Consider the following 16,591-nt stretch of genomic DNA (forward strand, 5'->3'; position numbering starts at 1 on the left):
GCCGTGCTCTTTAGACTGGCGCACCTTGTCCGATCACGAGCAGCGTCGATGTCGACCGCCTTCCCCGAAGACTCCGTCGGTCTGGTCACCCCGCAGACCGCCCATTTTGCCGAGCCTCTGGCATTGGTCAGCGGGCGCACGCTCGAACAGTACGACCTGGTCTACGAGACCTACGGCACGCTGAACGCCAGCGCCAGCAACGCCGTGCTGATCTGCCACGCCCTCTCCGGCCACCATCACGCCGCCGGCTACCACAGCGAAGACGAGCGCAAGCCCGGCTGGTGGGACAGCTGCATCGGCCCGGGCAAGCCAATCGACACCCAGAAATTCTTCGTCGTCAGCCTCAACAACCTCGGTGGCTGCAACGGCTCCACCGGCCCGGCCAGCGTCAACCCGGCCACCGGCCGCGTGTTCGGCGCCGACTTCCCGGTGATGACCGTGGAAGACTGGGTGCATAGCCAGGCGCGCTTGGCCGACCTGCTCGGCGTCCAGCAGTGGGCCGCCGTGGTCGGCGGCAGCCTGGGCGGCATGCAGGCCCTGCAGTGGACCATCAGCTACCCCGAGCGCATCCGTCATTGCCTGTCGATCGCCTCGGCGCCGCGCCTGTCGGCGGAGAACATCGCCTTCAACGAAGTGGCGCGCCAGGCGATCCTCACCGACCCGGACTTCCACGGCGGGCACTTCCACGAACAGGGCGTAATCCCCAAGCGCGGCCTGATGCTGGCGCGCATGGTCGGCCACATCACCTACCTGTCCGACGAGGCCATGGGCGAGAAATTCGGCCGCGGACTGAAGGCCGACAAGCTCAACTACGACTTCCACAGCGTCGAGTTCCAGGTCGAGAGCTACCTGCGCTATCAGGGCGAAGAGTTCTCCGGGCGCTTCGACGCCAACACCTACCTGCTGATGACCAAGGCGCTGGATTACTTCGACCCTGCCGCCGCCCACGACGGCGACCTGGTCAAGACCCTGGCGGTGGCCAAGGCCGACTTCTGCCTGATGTCCTTCACCACCGACTGGCGCTTCTCCCCGGCGCGCTCGCAGGAAGTGGTCAAGGCGCTGATCGCGGCGAAGAAGAACGTCTGCTACCTGGAGATCGACGCACCGCAGGGCCACGACGCCTTCCTCATGCCGATCCCGCGCTATCGCCAGGCCTTCAGCAGCTACATGAACAGGATTGTGGTGTAACCATGCGCGCCGACCTGGAAATCATCCAAGACTGGATTCCCGCGGGCAGCCGCGTGCTCGACCTAGGCTGTGGCGACGGCGAACTGCTGGCCTGGCTGCACGCGCACAAGCAGGTCAGCGGCTACGGCCTGGAAATCGACCCGGACAAGATCGCCACGTGTATCGAACGTGGGGTCAACGTGATCGAGCAGGACCTCGACCTGGGCCTGGGCAATTTCGCCAGCAACAGCTTCGACGTGGTGGTGATGACCCAGTCGCTGCAGGCCCTGCACTACCCGGACAAGGTCCTGCGCGAAATGCTTCGCGTCGGCCGCACCTGCATCATCACCTTCCCCAACTTCGCCCACTGGCGCTGCCGCTGGTACCTGGCACGCAACGGGCGCATGCCGGTGTCGGACTTCCTGCCGTACACCTGGTACAACACGCCGAACATCCACTTCTGCACCTTCGAGGACTTCGAGCGTCTGTGCCGCGATCAGAACGCGCGCGTCGAAGAGCGCCTGGCCGTCGACCACGAACACCGCCACAACCTCGGCAGCCGGCTATGGCCTAACCTGTTGGGTGAGATCGGCATCTATCGCGTCAGCGGCCCCGGCCTGACCGATCACCGCATCGCCGTCTGAACCGACGGCCACGGAGAACCCCATGTCCCGCTTCGCATCCTTACTGCTCTGCCTGCTGGTTGCCCTGCCCGCCTTTGCCGAACGCAAACAGAGCTTCGGTGACCTCGACGTGCACTACAGCGTGTTCAACTCCAGCTTCCTGCAACCGGACATCGCCGCCGCAGCCGGCCTGACGCGCAGCAAAACCGGCGGCGTGGTCAACGTTTCCGCCCTGCGCGCCGGCAAACCCGGCCCCGCGCAAGTGACCGGGCAGATCAAGAACCTGCTCGGCCAGACCAGCACCCTGACCTTCCGCCAGGTGCTGGAAAGCGGCGCGGTGTACTACCTCGCCGAATTCCCGCTGCGTGAGCGCGAGATCCTCACCTTCACCCTGAACGTGCAGGTCGGCGACGCCGCGCCGCACAGCTTCACGTTCAACCAGGAAGTGTTCCCCGACCCATGATGCCGTTCAGCGAAATCGTCCTCGCCAGCCACAACGCCGGCAAGCTCAAGGAACTCCAGGCCATGCTCGGCGACGCCGTGCGGGTGCGCTCGGTCGGCGAGTTCTCCGCCGTCGAGCCGGAGGAAACCGGCCTGTCGTTCATCGAGAACGCCATCCTCAAGGCGCGCAACGCCGCCCGCGTGTCCGGCCTGCCAGCGCTGGCCGACGACTCCGGCCTGGCGGTGGACTTCCTCGGCGGTGCGCCGGGCATCTACTCGGCGCGCTACGCCGACGGCCAGGGTGACGCGGCGAACAACGCCAAGCTGCTCGATGCCCTGAAGGATGTGGCGGACGCCGAGCGCGGCGCCCAGTTCGTCTGCGCGCTGGCCCTGGTGCGGCATGCCGACGACCCGCTGCCGATCATCTGCGAAGGTCTCTGGCACGGCAGCATCCTGCGCGAGGCTCGCGGCGTGCATGGCTTCGGTTATGACCCGCTGTTCTGGGTCGCCGAACGCAACTGCTCCAGCGCCGAGCTGGCGTCGGTCGACAAGAACCAGATCAGCCACCGCGCCCGCGCCATGGCCCTGCTCAAGCAGCGTCTGGGCCTGGTGTGAGCAAGCCGCCCTCACCCCCGGCTCCCCTCCCCGGGGGGAAGGGGAGCACTGGCACCTCGACCCTGACTTCCACTGCAGCAACGATTGAACTCATAGCCTCAAGCAGCGCTAACCCCTCGCGCGCCGGGAGAGAGGTTCGGGCGAGGGACTTTCAACTGCCGCCCCTGGCGCTCTACATCCACATCCCGTGGTGCGTGCGCAAATGCCCGTACTGCGACTTCAACTCCCACGCCGCCGGCCCGGAGTTGCCCGAGGACGCCTACGTCGATGCCCTGCTCGCCGACCTCGACGCCGACCTCGGCCATGTTCACGGCCGCACCCTGACCTCGATCTTCTTCGGCGGGGGCACGCCCAGCCTGTTCTCCGCCAAGGCACTGGGCCGGTTGCTGCAGGGCGTCGAACGCCGCGTGCCGTTCGCCGCCAACATCGAGATCACCCTGGAAGCCAACCCCGGCACCTTCGAGCAGGCCAAGTTCCGCGACTACCGCAGCCTCGGCATCAACCGCCTGTCGATCGGCGTACAGAGTTTCCGGGAGGCCAAGCTCAAGGCCCTCGGCCGCATTCACGACGGCCATGAGGCGATCCGCGCCGCCGACATGGCGCGCGCGGCCGGCTTCGATAACTTCAACCTGGATCTGATGCACGGCCTGCCCGACCAGTCCATCGACGACGCACTGTTCGACCTGCGCACCGCCATCGCCCAGCAACCGACACACCTGTCCTGGTACCAGCTGACCATGGAGCCGAACACGGTGTTCTGGAGCCAGCCGCCGCAGCTGCCCGAGGACGACCTGCTGTGGGACATCCAGGAAGCCGGCCAGGCCCTGCTCGCCGCCGAGGGTTACGCGCAGTACGAGATCTCCGCCTACGCCCAGCACGGGCGGGCGGCGCGGCACAACCTCAACTACTGGACCTTCGGCGACTTCCTCGGCATTGGCGCCGGCGCCCACGCCAAGCTGAGCGACCCGGCAGGGCGCATCGCGCGTACCTGGAAAACCCGTCTGCCCAAGGACTACCTCGACCCGGCCAAGGCCTTCCAGGCCGGCGAGCGCGTGCTCGAAGCCGACGAGCTGCCATTCGAATTCCTCATCAATGCCCTGCGCCTGACCGACGGCGTGGCAGCCGAGCTGTTCAGCCAACGCACCGGCCTGCCACTCTCCTCACTCGCAGAAGCCCGACGCAGTGCCGAACAGCGCAGGCTATTGCTCGCCGACCCGACGCGCCTGGCCGCCAGCCGCGAAGGCCAGCTGTTCCTCAACGACCTGCTGCAGATCTTCCTCGACTGACAGGCGCCACCCGCATCCGGTAGGCTATACGCCTGTTTTCAGCTCCGTTTCCCGGCGATTCTCGAGTGATTGATCCACGCAGTATCATCTTCATCCTCGCAGCCCTGAGCCTGCTGATGTCCGTCGTGCTGTTCGCCATGCCGGCGTCGATCCGCGACCGCATCGGTGGCGCCCGGCACTGGAGCATGGCCATGCTGTTGCTGGCGGGCGCTTCGCTGCTGTTCGCCCTGCGCGACATCATCCCGGACCTGCTTTCGATTACCATCGCCAACATCGCCAGCCTGACCTCGGTGGCGATGATCTACGCCGGCAGCCGGGCCTTCTTCGACCTGCGCCCGCGCAATGGCGTGCTGGCCGCCGCGGTGATCATCACCTGCCTGACGATGATCGCCTGCACCTACTTCGTCGACCTGTTCGCCATGCGCGTGGTGATTTTCTCCGCACTCTCCGGCGCGCTGCTGTTCCTCTACGGCCTCGACGTCTCGCGCCGACGTCCACGCCAGTCAGGCCGCGCCGCGTTCCCTTATCTGTTCACCTCGGTGACGGTATTCTTCGATGTGCTGATCTCCTGCTTGCGCATCGTCAACGCCATCCGCATGCCCGACCCGGGCAGCAGCGATTTCTTCGCGCCGACGCTGATCAACGTCCTGTATTACTCCACCCACAGCCTGCTCGCCTTCTGCATCTCGGTCGGCTTCATCCTGATGCTCAACGAGCGCCTGCATGCCATGCTCGAGCACCAGCTCAGCCATGACCCGCTGACCAACGCCTATGCCCGCACCATCGTCATCGAGATGACCCAGCGCGCACTGGCGTCGGGGCGCAGCCCGGTATCGCTACTGCTGCTCGATATCGACCACTTCAAGCAGGTCAACGACGACCTCGGCCACCAGGCCGGCGACGCCGTGCTCAAGCACGTGGTGAACACCCTTGCCGACAGCCTGCGCCCGGACGAACCGTTGGGCCGCTACGGTGGCGAGGAATTCATCCTGCTGCTGCGCGGCGCCGCCGAAGCGCAGGCCCTGCGCGTGGCCGAACGCCTGCGCGAGCGGGTCGCCGGTACGCCGTATCCGCACGGCGAAACGGCGCGACCGATCACCCTGAGCATTGGCTGCGCCACCGCGACCAGTGGGGAAACCCTCGAACAGCTACTACACCGGGCCGATGCCGCGCTCTACCGAGCCAAGCGCGCCGGCCGCAACCAGGTGGCGCAGGGCTGACCCCCGCGCCGCCGCCCAAGGAGCAGCAATGGATCTGTTACTGGACCTGATCGCCACCCTCTCGCGCTGGAGCCGCAGCCACCTGTACGAAATCGCCCTGGCGATCATGGCCACGCTGTTCGTGCTGTTCGGCCCCGGCATCAATGCCTGGGTGCAGCGCTCGATCAGCGGCCTCAACTTCTTCCTGCGCACGCTGATCTTCGTCCTCATCTGCGCCGTCGGCTACGGCCTGGCGATCGTCTTCCTGACACCCTGGCTGGCGCAGGGCCTGGGCTATTTCAACAACTTCACCCTGGCGCCGGTGCTGCTACTGGTGTTCTTCCTGATCGGTGTTCTGGCCGACCGCAACTGACGCACTGGATTTGTGTAGGGTGCGCCATGCGCACCGCTTCGCTCCGTCGCGCCGCCTGCGGCAGCCTCGAATGCGCAGGCTGTGAGCACAACCCCGGATAGACACGCATGAAAAAGCCGCCCGTAGGCGGCTTTTTCGTTGGCGCGTCGCTTACAGCTGCGGGCCGGCGTTGCGGATAGCGTCGGACACGTCGAACTTCTTGAAGTTCTCGATGAACAGGCCAGCCAGGCCTTTTGCAGCTTCGTCGTAGGCGCTCTTGTCAGCCCAGGTGTTGCGCGGGTTGAGCAGATTAGTTTCGACGCCCGGAACGGCCTTCGGCACGCTCAGGTTGATGATCGGCAGTTGCTCGGTTTCGGTACCGATCAGCGCGCCGCTCTGGATCGCCGCGATCACGCCACGGGTGGTGGGGATGTTGAAGCGGCTGCCGACTCCGTAGCCACCACCGGTCCAGCCGGTGTTGACCAGGTAGACCTTGGAACCGAAGCCACGAATGCGCTTGATCAGCAGCTCGGCGTACTCGCCGGCCGGACGCGGGAAGAACGGTGCGCCGAAGCAGGTGGAGAAGGTCGACTTGATGCCGCCGCCGGAACCCATTTCGGTGGAACCGACCAGCGCGGTGTAACCGGACAGGAAGTGGTAGGCCGCCTGCTCTTCGTTGAGGATCGACACCGGCGGCAGCACGCCCGTCAGGTCGCAGGTCAGGAAGATCACCGCGTTCGGCTCGCCACCGAGGTTCTTCTCGCTGCGCTTCTCGATCAGTTCCAGCGGGTAGGCCGCACGGCTGTTCTGGGTCAGGCTGTCGTCGGTGTAATCCGGCACGCGGTTCTCGTCGAGGACGACGTTTTCCAGCACGGCGCCGAACTGGATGGCTTTCCAGATCACCGGCTCGTTCTTCTCGGACAGGTCGATGCACTTGGCGTAGCAGCCGCCTTCGATGTTGAACACCACGCCCACGCCCCAGCCGTGCTCGTCATCGCCGATCAGGTAGCGCGACGGGTCGGCGGACAGGGTGGTCTTGCCGGTGCCGGACAGGCCGAAGAACAGGGTGGTGTCGCCGTCTTCGCCGATGTTGGCGGCGCAGTGCATCGGCAGTACGTCGACTTCCGGCAGCAGGAAGTTCTGCACGGAGAACATGGCTTTCTTCATTTCACCGGCGTAACGCATGCCGGCGATCAGGACTTTCTTGGCGGCGAAGTTGAGGATCACGCAGCCGTCGGAGTTGGTGCCATCACGCTCCGGCACGCACTCGAAGTTGGCGACGTTGAGCACTTGCCACTCGTCCTTGCCCGCCGGGTTGTACTGCTCCGGGTTGATGAACAGGCAACGGCCGAACAGGTTCTGCCAGGCGGTCTGGGTGGTCATCTTGACCGGCAGGTAGTGCGCATCGGCGGAACCGACATGGACGTAGGAAACGAAGTGGTCCTGGGCGTTGTTGAACGCCTCGACGCGATCCCACAGGGCATCGAACTTGTCGGCCGGGAACGGGCGATTGATGCTGCCCCAGGCGATTTTCGCCTCGGTGGTCGGCTCCTGGACGATGAAACGGTCAACCGGCGAACGGCCGGTACGGTGACCGGTACGAACGACCAGAGAGCCATTGGCGGCCAATTCGCCTTCGCCCCGACGGATGGCCTCTTCGACCAGTTGGGCAGCGCTGATATCGGTGTAAACGGCGGTGTTGGCTTGCGTCATGAGGGTCCCCGTCGGCGGTGGGCCGAGTCTTCCAAACGTGTGTAGTGAAAACAGGATTCAACTACATCGATAAAAAAGTCGCGGGAGTATGCCAGAAAAGCACGCTCCTTGGCAGCCTCTGATCCATCTACGCGATCGATAGGCGCACGCTATGCGTGACGAGGCCGGCGCTGCACATCAGGGAGCCGCAACGCCGGCTGGCGCTGGCGTCTCCCGAGCATTGGAGGCGGATTTCAGTGCCGGGTTTCCGACGGCCCGTCGCTGCCGCCACCGGCGAACAGCTGATCCACGTCGGCGGCATCGAAGGCATAGCGTTCGTTGCAGAACTGACAGTCGATCACCAGATTGCCGTGCTGTTCGGTGAGCAGCTGGCGAGCATCGGCATGGCCCAGGCTGATCAGAGCACGGGTTGAGCGTTCACGCGAGCAGCTGCAGCGGAAACGGATCGCGTGCGGGTCGAACAGCAGCACGGTTTCCTCGTGGTACAGGCGATGCAGCAGGGTCTCGTTGTCCAGGCCGAGCAGTTCTTCGGCGGTCAGCGTGTTGGCCAGGGTCTCGGCATGCTGCCAGCTGGCTTCACGCTCCTCGGCGTCCGGCAGGCGCGCCGCCGGCAACTGTTGCAGCAGCAGGCCGCGGGCACGCTGGCCATCGGCGCGAAGCCAGAAGCGCGTCGGCAGCTGTTCGGAGTTGGCGAAGTACGCCGACAGCGCGTCGGCCAGGCTATCGCCCTCCATCGCCACGATGCCTTGATAGCGCTGGCCCTGGGCCGGATCGACGGTGACCGCCAGGGTGCCCTCGGGCATCAGCTCGCGCATGCCGTCGCCGGGCTGGATTTGCTCGGCGTGGTAGCGGGCGATGCCGCGCACTTCGCGCTCGCTGGAGCACTCGATCATCAGCAGCGGCACCGCGCCGGCGGAACGTGCCTGCAGAATCAGCAGGCCGTCGAACTTCATGGTACCGACCAGCAGCGCCGCAGCGGCAAGCATTTCGCCAAGCAGCTGGGCCACCGGCTCCGGGTAGGGATGCTTGGCCAGGACGTGCTGGAAGCTCTCGCCGAGGCTGACCAGCTCGCCGCGAATATCGGTCTCGTCGAACATGAAGCGTTGGGTGAAATCGGACATGCCCGCATTCCGCTGTGGTTCAGGGCCGGCGATTTTAGGCGCAAAGCGCGGCGCGACCAAGGGCCGGTTGTCCAGCGCCGTGCCGGCGGGGCTCGCTCAATCCTGAGTGTCGTGGAAATGGCCGAGCTGGCGCCGCTGCTTCTTGGTCGGCCGCCCGTCGGTCTGCACGCCGAGCGCGCCGGCCTTGCGCAGGGCCGCGGCGCTTTCACGGCGCGCCAGGCTGTCGGCGGTTTCCTCATACAATGCCTGCGCCTCGCTGGCACCGCGACGCACGGTGGACAATGCCCGCACCACCACGGTCTTTTCGTCGAAACCGGCGCGAATGACGAACTCGTCGCCGAGCCGCGGCTCCTTGCCCGGCTTGCAGCGCTCGCCGCGGCAATGCACCTTGCCGCCCTCGATCGCCTCCTTGGCCAGCGCCCGCGTCTTGTAGAAGCGCGCGGCCCACAGCCACTTGTCGAGCCGTACCTTGTCGTCGTTCTTGTCACTCATCACGCACCCGAAAAATATCGCCACCAGGCGGCAATCTTGCCTGATGCCGTTGTCACATGGCACAGCTAGAATGCCAGCACCTTCTGTGGAAAGCCTGCCTTGAAGACGTTCGACCACCTCTCCGTGATCGGTCTGCGCGAATGGATCAACCTGCCCGACCTGGGCATGGTCGGCCTGCGGGCGAAGATCGACACCGGCGCCAGCACCTCCGCCCTGCATGCCAGCGACATCCAGCCCTTTCAGCGCGATGGCGTGGCCTGGGTGCGCTTCACCGCGCATTTCGGCACCCAGGTGCAACGCCGCCACCGCTGCGAAGCGCCGCTGGTGACGGTGAAGACCATCAAGAGTTCGAACGGCCAGGCGCAGGTGCGCTACGTGATTCGCACGAGCCTGTCGCTGGGTGATCGGATGTGGCCGGTGGAGTTCACCCTGGCCTGCCGCAAGACCATGCGCTACCGCGTGCTGCTCGGCTCCAAGGCGCTGGTCGACGCCCAGCTGGTGGTCAACCCGGCGCTGACCTACGTGCAAGAAAAACCGTTGCTCTCCAACCTTTCCGGTGCCCAATGAAGATCGCCATTCTGTCGCGCAACCCGCGCCTGTACTCGACCCGACGCCTGGTGGAGGCCGGCCATGAGCGTGGCCATGAAATGATGGTGATCGACACGCTGCGCGCGTACATGAACATCGCCAGCCACAAGCCGCAGATCCACTATCGCGGCCAGCCGCTGCTGGGCTTCGACGCGGTGATCCCGCGGATCGGCGCCTCGGTGACCTTCTACGGCTGCGCCGTGCTGCGCCAGTTCGAGATGCAGGGCGTGTTCCCGCTCAACGAGTCGGTGGCGATCAGCCGCTCGCGTGACAAGCTGCGTTCGCTGCAACTGCTCTCGCGGCGTGGCGTGGGCCTGCCGGTGACCGGCTTCGCCCACTCGCCGGACGACATTCCCGACCTGATCCAGATGGTCAACGGCGCGCCGCTGGTGATCAAGGTGCTCGAAGGCACCCAGGGCATCGGCGTGGTGCTGTGCGAAACCGAGAAGGCCGCCGAGTCGGTGATCGAGGCCTTCATGGGCCTGAAGCAGAACATCATGGTGCAGGAATACATCAAGGAAGCCGGCGGCGCCGACATCCGCTGCTTCGTGGTCGGCGACAAGGTCATCGCAGCGATGAAGCGTCAGGCTAAACCCGGCGAGTTCCGCTCCAACCTGCACCGCGGCGGCAGCGCCAGCCTGATCAAGATCACCCCCGAGGAACGCATGACCGCTATCCGCGCCGCCAAGGTCATGGGCCTGTCGGTGGCCGGCGTCGACATCCTGCGCTCCAACCACGGTCCGCTGGTGATGGAGGTCAACTCCTCGCCCGGCCTCGAAGGCATCGAGACCACCACCGGCAAGGACGTGGCCAGCATGATCATCCAGTACATCGAGAAGAACGGCGGCCCGCACCTGACCCGGACCAAGGGCAAGGGCTGAGGCTCAGCCGCCACGCTGCTCCATCCAGGCAACGAACGCCTGCGCCTCGAGCGGCTCGCTGAAATGGAAGCCCTGCCCCAGCAAGCAGTCGTGCTCTTGTAGCCAGCGCAACTGCTGCTCGCTCTCGATGCCCTCGGCGACGCACTCCAGGCCGAGGTTGCGGGCGATCACCAGAATCGTCTCGACCAGCATGCCGCCACTGTCGTTCCCCGCCAGGTCATGGATGAAGCTGCGGTCGACCTTCAGCCGATCCAGCGGCAGGCGCTTGAGGTAAGTCAGCGACGAGTAGCCGGTGCCGAAGTCGTCGATGGCGAAACGAATGCCCAGCGCCTTGAGCTGCTGCATGGCGGCGATGCACTGCTCGGCGTCCTCCAGCAACACCCCCTCGGTGATCTCCAGCTCCAGCGCCCCCGGCCGGATGCCGTGGTGGCGCAGGCAGGCGCCGACGCGCTCGGCGCAATCGCTCTGGCGCAGCTCGCGCGGGCTGAGGTTCACCGCCAGCACCAGCTGCGGCCAGCGCTGCTGCCACTCGGCCAGCCTGGCGCAGGCATGTTCCAGCACCCAGTTGCCGAGTTCCTGAATCAGCCCGGTTTCCTCGGCCAGGGGAATGAACTGGGTCGGCGGGATATCACCACGCTGCGGGTGCGTCCAGCGCAGCAATACCTCGGCGCCTGCCACCTGGCCGGTCGCCAGCGACAGCTGCGGCTGGAATACCAGGTGCAGCTGCTCGCGGGCCATGGCCTGGCGCAGCTCGCTCTGCAACAGCAGGCGCTGGTCGATCACCGCCTGCATCTCCGGCGCGAAGAAGTGCAGCGCGTTACGCCCGCCCTGCTTCGCCTGGTACATGGCGGTGTCCGACTGTTTGAGCACATCGGCGGCGTCCTGCCCCGGCAACGGGTGCAGGGTGATGCCGATGCTGGCGCTGACCGCCAGTTCGTGGCCATCGATGCGGTAGCTGCCCCGCAAGCCCTCGAGCAGTTTCTCGCCGACTTCCGCAGCGTACTCGGCGGCCTGCTCGGGGTTGTCGGCGAGAGTCTCCAGCAGCACCACGAACTCGTCGCCGCCGAGGCGCGCCAGGGTGTCCTCGGCACGCAGGCACTCGCCCAGGCGCGCGGTGACTTCCCGCAGCAATGCGTCGCCGGTGGGGTGGCCGAGGCTGTCGTTGACCGTCTTGAAATGATCGAGGTCGATGAACAGCAGCGCGCCGTAGCGCGATTCGCGCCGCTCACGAACCATCGCATGCTCCAGGCGGTCGAGCAGCAGACGGCGGTTGGGCAGGCCGGTCAGTTCATCGCTGAAGGCCAGCCGCTCGATTTCCCGCTGGTAACGCTGACGCTCGGAAATGTCGGTGATGCTGGCACGAATCAGCAGCGGCTTGCCCGGCATGCGCACCAGGCGAACCTCGCACGGCAGCATGCGCCCGGCGCGGTCGCGGTGCAGCCACTCGAACACCGGCGCCTCGCCGGCAATCGCTGCCTCGACATAGCGCCGCGCCAACGGCTCGGACGCCTCGCCGCTGGCCTGGCGCGCCGGGGTCAGTTCGATCGGGCGACGCCCGAGCAACTCCTCGCGCTTGAGGCGGAACAGGCGCAGGGCGTTTTCGTTGGCATCGATGATGCCGCCGCGCGGGCTGAACAGCAGGATCGCCTCCGGTGCGTGCTGCACCAGGGTGCGGTAGCGCGCCTCCGCATCGAGCCGCGCGGTGACGTCCTCGATCAGGGTCAGGCAGGCTTCCAGACGCCCTTCGCTATCCCGCACCGCACGCAGGCTGAGACGGGTGAACACTTCGCTGCCGCCCGGCCGCAGAAAACGCTTCTCCAGCTCGTAGTCGTCGCGCTCGCCACGCAGCACGGCGGCGAACAGCGGCTCTTCTATCAAGGCATCCTCGTGGTGGGTGATCTCCAGCCACTCGCTGCTGCGCAACTGCTCGCGGCTGCGACCGAGGATCTGGCACAGCTTGTAGTTGACCTCCAGCCACTCGCGCTGCGGGCTGAGCATGGCCATGCCGATCAGCGGCGCCTCGAAGAACAGACGCAGCCACTGGTCACGCTCGCGCAGCTGCTGCTCGGCGCGCTTGCGTGCGCTGATGTCCTGGATCGCCCCATACAGGCGGGCGACCTGTCCGTTGACCTTTTCCGGCAGGCCCTTGAGGCGGACCCAGCGCGCAGTGCCTTGCGCGCCGATCAGGCGCACTTCGAGGTCGAAGGCCTGGCCCGTGCGCATGATCTCGTCGAGGGTCTGCTGCATCAGCACTTGGCTGGGCGGGTCGTAACGCTCCAGCGAACCTCGCATGTCAGGCGCGCCGGCCGCTGGATCGATCTCGTTGAGGCGGAAGCAGCCATCGGTCCAGAACATGCGCTGCGTGGCCAGGTCCAGCACCCAGCCACCGATGTCGGCCACCGCCTCGGTCTGCGACAGCAGCTGGGTTTGAAACAACAGTTGCTCGCGCTGCGCCGCCAGCTCGCCGGCCAGACGCTCACGGTCGCTGACATCGTGATTGAGGGCGACGAAATGGCTGACCGCGCCCTGCTCGTCGAGCAGCGGTGCGATGGTCACCTCGTTCCAGAAATGCTGGCCATCCTTGCGGTAGTTGTGCAGCACCTCCTGGTGCGCCACGCCACGTCCCAGCGCCGCGCGGATGCGCTGCAGGCCGCCCTGGTCGTCGGTCGCGGATATCAGCAGGCGGCTGCGACTGCCGAGAATCTCCTGGCGGCTGTAGCCGCTCATGCGCTCCAGCGCCGGGTTGCAATAAATGAAGGGATTGTCCGGCTGACGTGCATCGGAAATCGACACGCCCAATGGGCAGGACTGCAGCGCCAGGTTGGCCAGGGCCAGCTCCTTCTGGATTGCCGCACTGCGCCGCAGGGTCTGGCGCAGGTCACTGAGCGCGCGGCCGACCAGCAACGTGGCGATCAGCAACAGCAGCACACTGAAATGCACCTGCAGGCGCTGCGGGCTGCCCCAGTCCAGCTGTGGGCCGAACGAGCCGAGCAGCGGCAGGGCCAGCGCCGCCAGAGCGGTCAGCGAGGTGCCCCACAGCGCCCCGGCGAATCCCCAGCGCAGCGCCAGGAGCAGCATCAACGCGCCCGCCAGCGGCAGCACCAGCAACGGCGGCACGGCGAACAGCAGCAGTGGCGACAGCATCAGCGAACAGAGCAGCCACCAGGGCGGCGTCTGCAAGCGCTCATCGAACGGATCGCCACCTGCGGCAGCCGGCAAGGCCCAACCGCGTTCGCGCAGCCAGCAGGTCAGCCCGGCCAGTAGCGGCAGGGCCACACCCAGCGCGGCGAGGCTGTCGGCCAGCCATACGGTTAGTACGGCCTGGCGCCATTGTTCGACAGGCAGCACGCCAGTGAACAGCAGATTGCCCTGTAGGCACAGCGCCACCAGCGCGGCGGGCAGCAAGGCGGCAAACACGATGAAGCGCACCAGGCTGCGCACGTTGGGCAGGCGCACGTCGTACTCGGCACCCCGCATGGCCAGACCGGCCAGGGCGACGCAGACAGTTTCCGGCAACGCGTAGAGCGGCGCCCAGTGCCAGTCCAGCCCCCACAGAGGCGTACTCAGCAAGGCATTGAGATAGAGCGCCGGCAGCACCCGCGGCCCCCACCAGAGCACCAAGACGATACCCAGGGCAAACGGCAGGTAAAACAGCGCCGCACCGCTGGCGAACTGCGTCGACAGGGACAGCCAGGTACCCAAATGAAACAGTGGCAGCGGCAGCCACCAGCTCCACCATGGCAGTCGATGCGCTTGCTCGGTCATGCCGACCTCATGCTAATGCCTTCCAGCAGCATAGATCAGCGGCCTCGCCCAGAGCACCGGACCACTCCGGCATTTACATTCGGTACGTGCCGTTACACCGCGTCGCGGGGCAGTAGCAGACCGAGGGGCAGGCAGATGCGCGCCTCCAGCCCACCGCCGGAGCGGTTGCGCAGTTCGACGCTGCCGCCGTGCAGGGCGGCGATGCGTTTGACGATGGCCAGGCCGAGCCCGGCGCCCTTGCCGCCACGCGCGCGATCACCGCGGATGAACGGGTTGAACAGGCTGCCGAGGTCTTCGCCGACGATGCCCGGGCCGCGGTCGAGGACGCTGAGCACCACGTAAGGTGCGTTGCTGTCGCCGGAAACGTAGGCCGCCACCTCGACGCCGTCACCGGCGTAGCGCTGGGCGTTCTCGATCAGGTTGACCAGCAGGCGCTTCATCGACACGCGGCGCAGCTGGAACGGCGGCAGCGCCTCCAGGCACAGGCGCACCTGCTCGCGCTGCTGGTTGTAGGGCGCCACCACTTCGCGCACCAGGGCGCCGAGGTCGACTTCCTCAAGCGGCTCGTCGCGGCCGTCGCGGATGAAGGCGAGGAACTGGTCGAGGATGGCGTCCATGTCCTCGATGTCGCGGACCATGTCCTCGGTCAGCTCGGAGTCGCTGTCGAGCAGCTCCAGCGACAGGCGCAGGCGCGTCAGCGGCGTGCGCAGGTCGTGGGACACACCGGCGAGCATCAACTCGCGCTCGCGGGCGCCCTGCTCGACATCCTCGGCCATCTGGTTGAAGGCGCGATACACCTCGGCCATTTCGCTCGGCGTGTCACCGACCGGCAGGCGTACGCTGCGGCCCTGGCCGAGCTGGCGGGCGGCGAACACCAGGCGCTTGAGCGGCGCGTTGAGCTGACGTACGAAAATCCACGCTGCCGCCGTGGACAGCAGGCCAATGCCGAGGAACCAGCCGAGCACGCTCCAGATCCGCTGGCCACGCAAGGGATAGGGATACAGCGGCACCTTGAGCCAGTCCTGACCCAGGCTTGGCGCCCGCACCCACAGCGCCGGCGGGCTCTGCACACGCACGCGCACCTCGGTGTCCTCGCCCAGTTCGGCCTGCATCTGACGCAGGAAGATTTCCGAGTAGGGCCAGTGCTGTTCGGTGGCCGGAACTTCGTTGCCCGGCACGCGTTTGAGGGTGGCCGCCTCGGCGATGTGCGCACGGTCTTCCGGGTCGGCCGCCCAGTAGGCGCGCAGGGTCAGCGCCGCGCCATGACTGTATTGGCGGTCGACCAGCACGTCCTCGTTCATCATCAGGTAGACCAGGGTCAGGGCCTTGGAAAACAGCACGACGATGAGCACCAGCCAGAGGGTGCGCGAGAAGAAGCTTTGCGGAAACCAGACGGGAGTCTTCATCGGGTGTTACGAATTCCGTAGCGCAGTGTGGATCGCGTTGTATCGATCCACAGGGTGGCCATCCACCGAACGAGGCCAGGTGGATGGGTGAAGCCTCACCCATCCGCCGGGTTACTTGCTGCCGTCTGGAACGAAGACGTAGCCCACGCCCCAGACCGTCTGGATATAGCGCGGCTTGGACGGGTCCGGCTCGATCAGCCGGCGCAGCCGCGAGATCTGCACGTCGATGGAGCGCTCCAGGGCGTCCCACTCGCGGCCACGGGCAAGGTTCATCAGCTTGTCGCGGGTCAGCGGTTCACGGGCGTGCTGCACCAGCGCCTTGAGCACGGCGAACTCACCGGTGGTGAGCATGTGCACTTCCTCGCCCTTCTTCAGCTCGCGCGTGGCCAGGGACAGTTCGTACTCGCCGAAAGTGACGCTCTCATCCTCGCTGGCCGGCGCACCCGGCACCACTGGTGCCTGGCGGCGCAGCACGGCCTTGATCCGTGCCAGCAGCTCGCGCGGGTTGAACGGCTTGGCCAGGTAGTCGTCGGCGCCGCCTTCCAGGCCCTGGATGCGGCTGGCTTCGTCACCCTTGGCGGTGAGCATGATGATCGGAATCTGGTTGCCGCCATCGCGCAGGCGCCGGCAGGCGGAAAGCCCGTCCTCGCCCGGCAGCATCAGGTCGAGCACCAGCAGCTGGAACAGTTCGCGGGCCAGCAGGCGATCCATCTGTTCGACGTTTTCCACCGCGCGCACGCGGTAGCCCTGCTCGCTGAGGAAGCGTTCCAGCAGACGGCGCAGGCCGGGGTCGTCATCGACGATAAGGATCTTCTCGCCTTCCGGCGCGACAGCAGTGCTCATGGCAGGTCCCCAATAGAGAGAAGCGGCATTATGGCGCAAGCGGCATGCCGCCCGCTCCAGCCATTGTTAGCAGATTTTTCCCGACCGGCTGCCCATACC

General features: G+C 66.3%; 15 protein-coding genes. 9 read left to right on the forward strand and 6 right to left on the reverse strand.

Annotation, left to right across the window (positions count from 1 at the left end; all coding sequences use genetic code 11):
* The first annotated feature begins 48 nt into the window (after window positions 1-48).
* The 7 genes from metX (at window position 49) to IB229_RS08480 (ending at window position 5,704) form a co-directional block, all read left to right on the forward strand.
* The gene (metX, locus tag IB229_RS08450) at window positions 49-1,188 is read left to right on the forward strand and encodes a homoserine O-succinyltransferase MetX (RefSeq protein ID WP_192326884.1); all 1,140 of its coding nucleotides are present in this window, start codon (window positions 49-51) and stop codon (window positions 1,186-1,188) included.
* Window positions 1,189-1,190: 2 nt separating this feature from the next.
* Window positions 1,191-1,811, forward strand: a complete 621-nt coding sequence (metW, locus tag IB229_RS08455; RefSeq protein WP_192326887.1) for a methionine biosynthesis protein MetW — start codon at window positions 1,191-1,193, stop codon at window positions 1,809-1,811.
* A gap of 22 nt (window positions 1,812-1,833) precedes the next feature.
* On the forward strand, window positions 1,834-2,253 hold the full coding sequence (locus tag IB229_RS08460; RefSeq protein ID WP_192326890.1) for a DUF4426 domain-containing protein: 420 nt from the start codon (window positions 1,834-1,836) through the stop codon (window positions 2,251-2,253).
* Window positions 2,250-2,846 (forward strand): RdgB/HAM1 family non-canonical purine NTP pyrophosphatase, encoded by a 597-nt coding sequence (gene rdgB, locus IB229_RS08465; protein WP_192326893.1) that lies wholly within the window; start codon window positions 2,250-2,252, stop codon window positions 2,844-2,846. The genes IB229_RS08460 and rdgB overlap by 4 nt, the downstream gene beginning before the upstream one ends.
* A 92-nt stretch (window positions 2,847-2,938) precedes the next feature.
* The gene (gene hemW, locus IB229_RS08470; RefSeq protein WP_192329339.1) at window positions 2,939-4,132 is read left to right on the forward strand and encodes a radical SAM family heme chaperone HemW; all 1,194 of its coding nucleotides are present in this window, start codon (window positions 2,939-2,941) and stop codon (window positions 4,130-4,132) included.
* A gap of 65 nt (window positions 4,133-4,197) precedes the next feature.
* Window positions 4,198-5,352 carry a GGDEF domain-containing protein gene (locus IB229_RS08475; protein ID WP_192326896.1) on the forward strand — a complete coding sequence of 385 codons (1,155 nt, stop codon included), beginning with the start codon at window positions 4,198-4,200 and terminating at the stop codon, window positions 5,350-5,352.
* A gap of 28 nt (window positions 5,353-5,380) precedes the next feature.
* Window positions 5,381-5,704 carry a DUF3392 domain-containing protein gene (locus tag IB229_RS08480; protein WP_192326899.1) on the forward strand — a complete coding sequence of 108 codons (324 nt, stop codon included), beginning with the start codon at window positions 5,381-5,383 and terminating at the stop codon, window positions 5,702-5,704.
* Between the two features lie 150 nt (window positions 5,705-5,854).
* Here IB229_RS08480 and IB229_RS08485 read toward each other — a convergent pair whose 3' ends face one another.
* The 3 genes from IB229_RS08485 to IB229_RS08495 form a co-directional block, all read right to left on the reverse strand.
* On the reverse strand, window positions 5,855-7,396 hold the full coding sequence (locus IB229_RS08485) for a phosphoenolpyruvate carboxykinase (RefSeq protein ID WP_192326902.1): 1,542 nt from the start codon (window positions 7,394-7,396) through the stop codon (window positions 5,855-5,857).
* Window positions 7,397-7,629: 233 nt separating this feature from the next.
* A complete protein-coding gene (gene hslO / locus IB229_RS08490; protein ID WP_192326905.1) occupies window positions 7,630-8,517 on the reverse strand; it encodes an Hsp33 family molecular chaperone HslO in 888 nt (295 codons plus the stop codon).
* 96 nt (window positions 8,518-8,613) lie between these two features.
* On the reverse strand, window positions 8,614-9,009 hold the full coding sequence (locus IB229_RS08495) for an RNA-binding S4 domain-containing protein (RefSeq protein WP_192326908.1): 396 nt from the start codon (window positions 9,007-9,009) through the stop codon (window positions 8,614-8,616).
* Window positions 9,010-9,174: 165 nt separating this feature from the next.
* Here IB229_RS08495 and IB229_RS08500 point away from each other — a divergent pair, with 165 nt between their 5' ends.
* The gene (locus IB229_RS08500) at window positions 9,175-9,576 is read left to right on the forward strand and encodes an ATP-dependent zinc protease (protein WP_263864162.1); all 402 of its coding nucleotides are present in this window, start codon (window positions 9,175-9,177) and stop codon (window positions 9,574-9,576) included.
* Complete coding sequence (gene rimK / locus IB229_RS08505) at window positions 9,573-10,478, forward strand: 30S ribosomal protein S6--L-glutamate ligase (RefSeq protein ID WP_192326913.1); 906 nt, start codon at window positions 9,573-9,575, stop codon at window positions 10,476-10,478. Before IB229_RS08500 ends, rimK begins: the two co-directional genes overlap by 4 nt.
* A 3-nt stretch (window positions 10,479-10,481) precedes the next feature.
* Here the strand turns inward: rimK and IB229_RS08510 are convergent, their stop codons facing one another.
* The 3 genes from IB229_RS08510 to ompR form a co-directional block, all read right to left on the reverse strand.
* Window positions 10,482-14,243, reverse strand: coding sequence for an EAL domain-containing protein (locus tag IB229_RS08510; protein WP_192326916.1), 3,762 nt, complete (start codon window positions 14,241-14,243; stop codon window positions 10,482-10,484).
* A 92-nt stretch (window positions 14,244-14,335) separates the two neighbouring features.
* Complete coding sequence (locus IB229_RS08515; protein ID WP_192326919.1) at window positions 14,336-15,649, reverse strand: ATP-binding protein; 1,314 nt, start codon at window positions 15,647-15,649, stop codon at window positions 14,336-14,338.
* Window positions 15,650-15,760: 111 nt separating this feature from the next.
* Window positions 15,761-16,492, reverse strand: a complete 732-nt coding sequence (ompR, locus tag IB229_RS08520) for a two-component system response regulator OmpR (protein ID WP_192326935.1) — start codon at window positions 16,490-16,492, stop codon at window positions 15,761-15,763.
* Window positions 16,493-16,591 lie beyond the last annotated feature (99 nt).

This window comes from Pseudomonas sp. PDM14, from assembly GCF_014851905.1.
GTDB lineage: Bacteria > Pseudomonadota > Gammaproteobacteria > Pseudomonadales > Pseudomonadaceae > Aquipseudomonas.

Excerpts from the sequence above, each read along its gene's own strand:
- IB229_RS08460 (WP_192326890.1), top strand. The coding sequence starts at position 1,834 with ATGTCCCGCTTCGCATCCTTACTGCTCTGCCTGCTGGTTGCCCTGCCC.
- hslO (WP_192326905.1), bottom strand. The coding sequence starts at position 8,517 with ATGTCCGATTTCACCCAACGCTTCATGTTCGACGAGACCGATATTCGC.
- rimK (WP_192326913.1), top strand. The coding sequence starts at position 9,573 with ATGAAGATCGCCATTCTGTCGCGCAACCCGCGCCTGTACTCGACCCGA.
- IB229_RS08510 (WP_192326916.1), bottom strand. The coding sequence starts at position 14,243 with ATGACCGAGCAAGCGCATCGACTGCCATGGTGGAGCTGGTGGCTGCCG.
- ompR (WP_192326935.1), bottom strand. The coding sequence starts at position 16,492 with ATGAGCACTGCTGTCGCGCCGGAAGGCGAGAAGATCCTTATCGTCGAT.
- IB229_RS08480 (WP_192326899.1), top strand. The coding sequence starts at position 5,381 with ATGGATCTGTTACTGGACCTGATCGCCACCCTCTCGCGCTGGAGCCGC.
- IB229_RS08500 (WP_263864162.1), top strand. The coding sequence starts at position 9,175 with ATGGTCGGCCTGCGGGCGAAGATCGACACCGGCGCCAGCACCTCCGCC.
- metW (WP_192326887.1), top strand. The coding sequence starts at position 1,191 with ATGCGCGCCGACCTGGAAATCATCCAAGACTGGATTCCCGCGGGCAGC.
- IB229_RS08515 (WP_192326919.1), bottom strand. The coding sequence starts at position 15,649 with ATGAAGACTCCCGTCTGGTTTCCGCAAAGCTTCTTCTCGCGCACCCTC.
- IB229_RS08485 (WP_192326902.1), bottom strand. The coding sequence starts at position 7,396 with ATGACGCAAGCCAACACCGCCGTTTACACCGATATCAGCGCTGCCCAA.
- IB229_RS08495 (WP_192326908.1), bottom strand. The coding sequence starts at position 9,009 with ATGAGTGACAAGAACGACGACAAGGTACGGCTCGACAAGTGGCTGTGG.
- rdgB (WP_192326893.1), top strand. The coding sequence starts at position 2,250 with ATGATGCCGTTCAGCGAAATCGTCCTCGCCAGCCACAACGCCGGCAAG.
- metX (WP_192326884.1), top strand. The coding sequence starts at position 49 with ATGTCGACCGCCTTCCCCGAAGACTCCGTCGGTCTGGTCACCCCGCAG.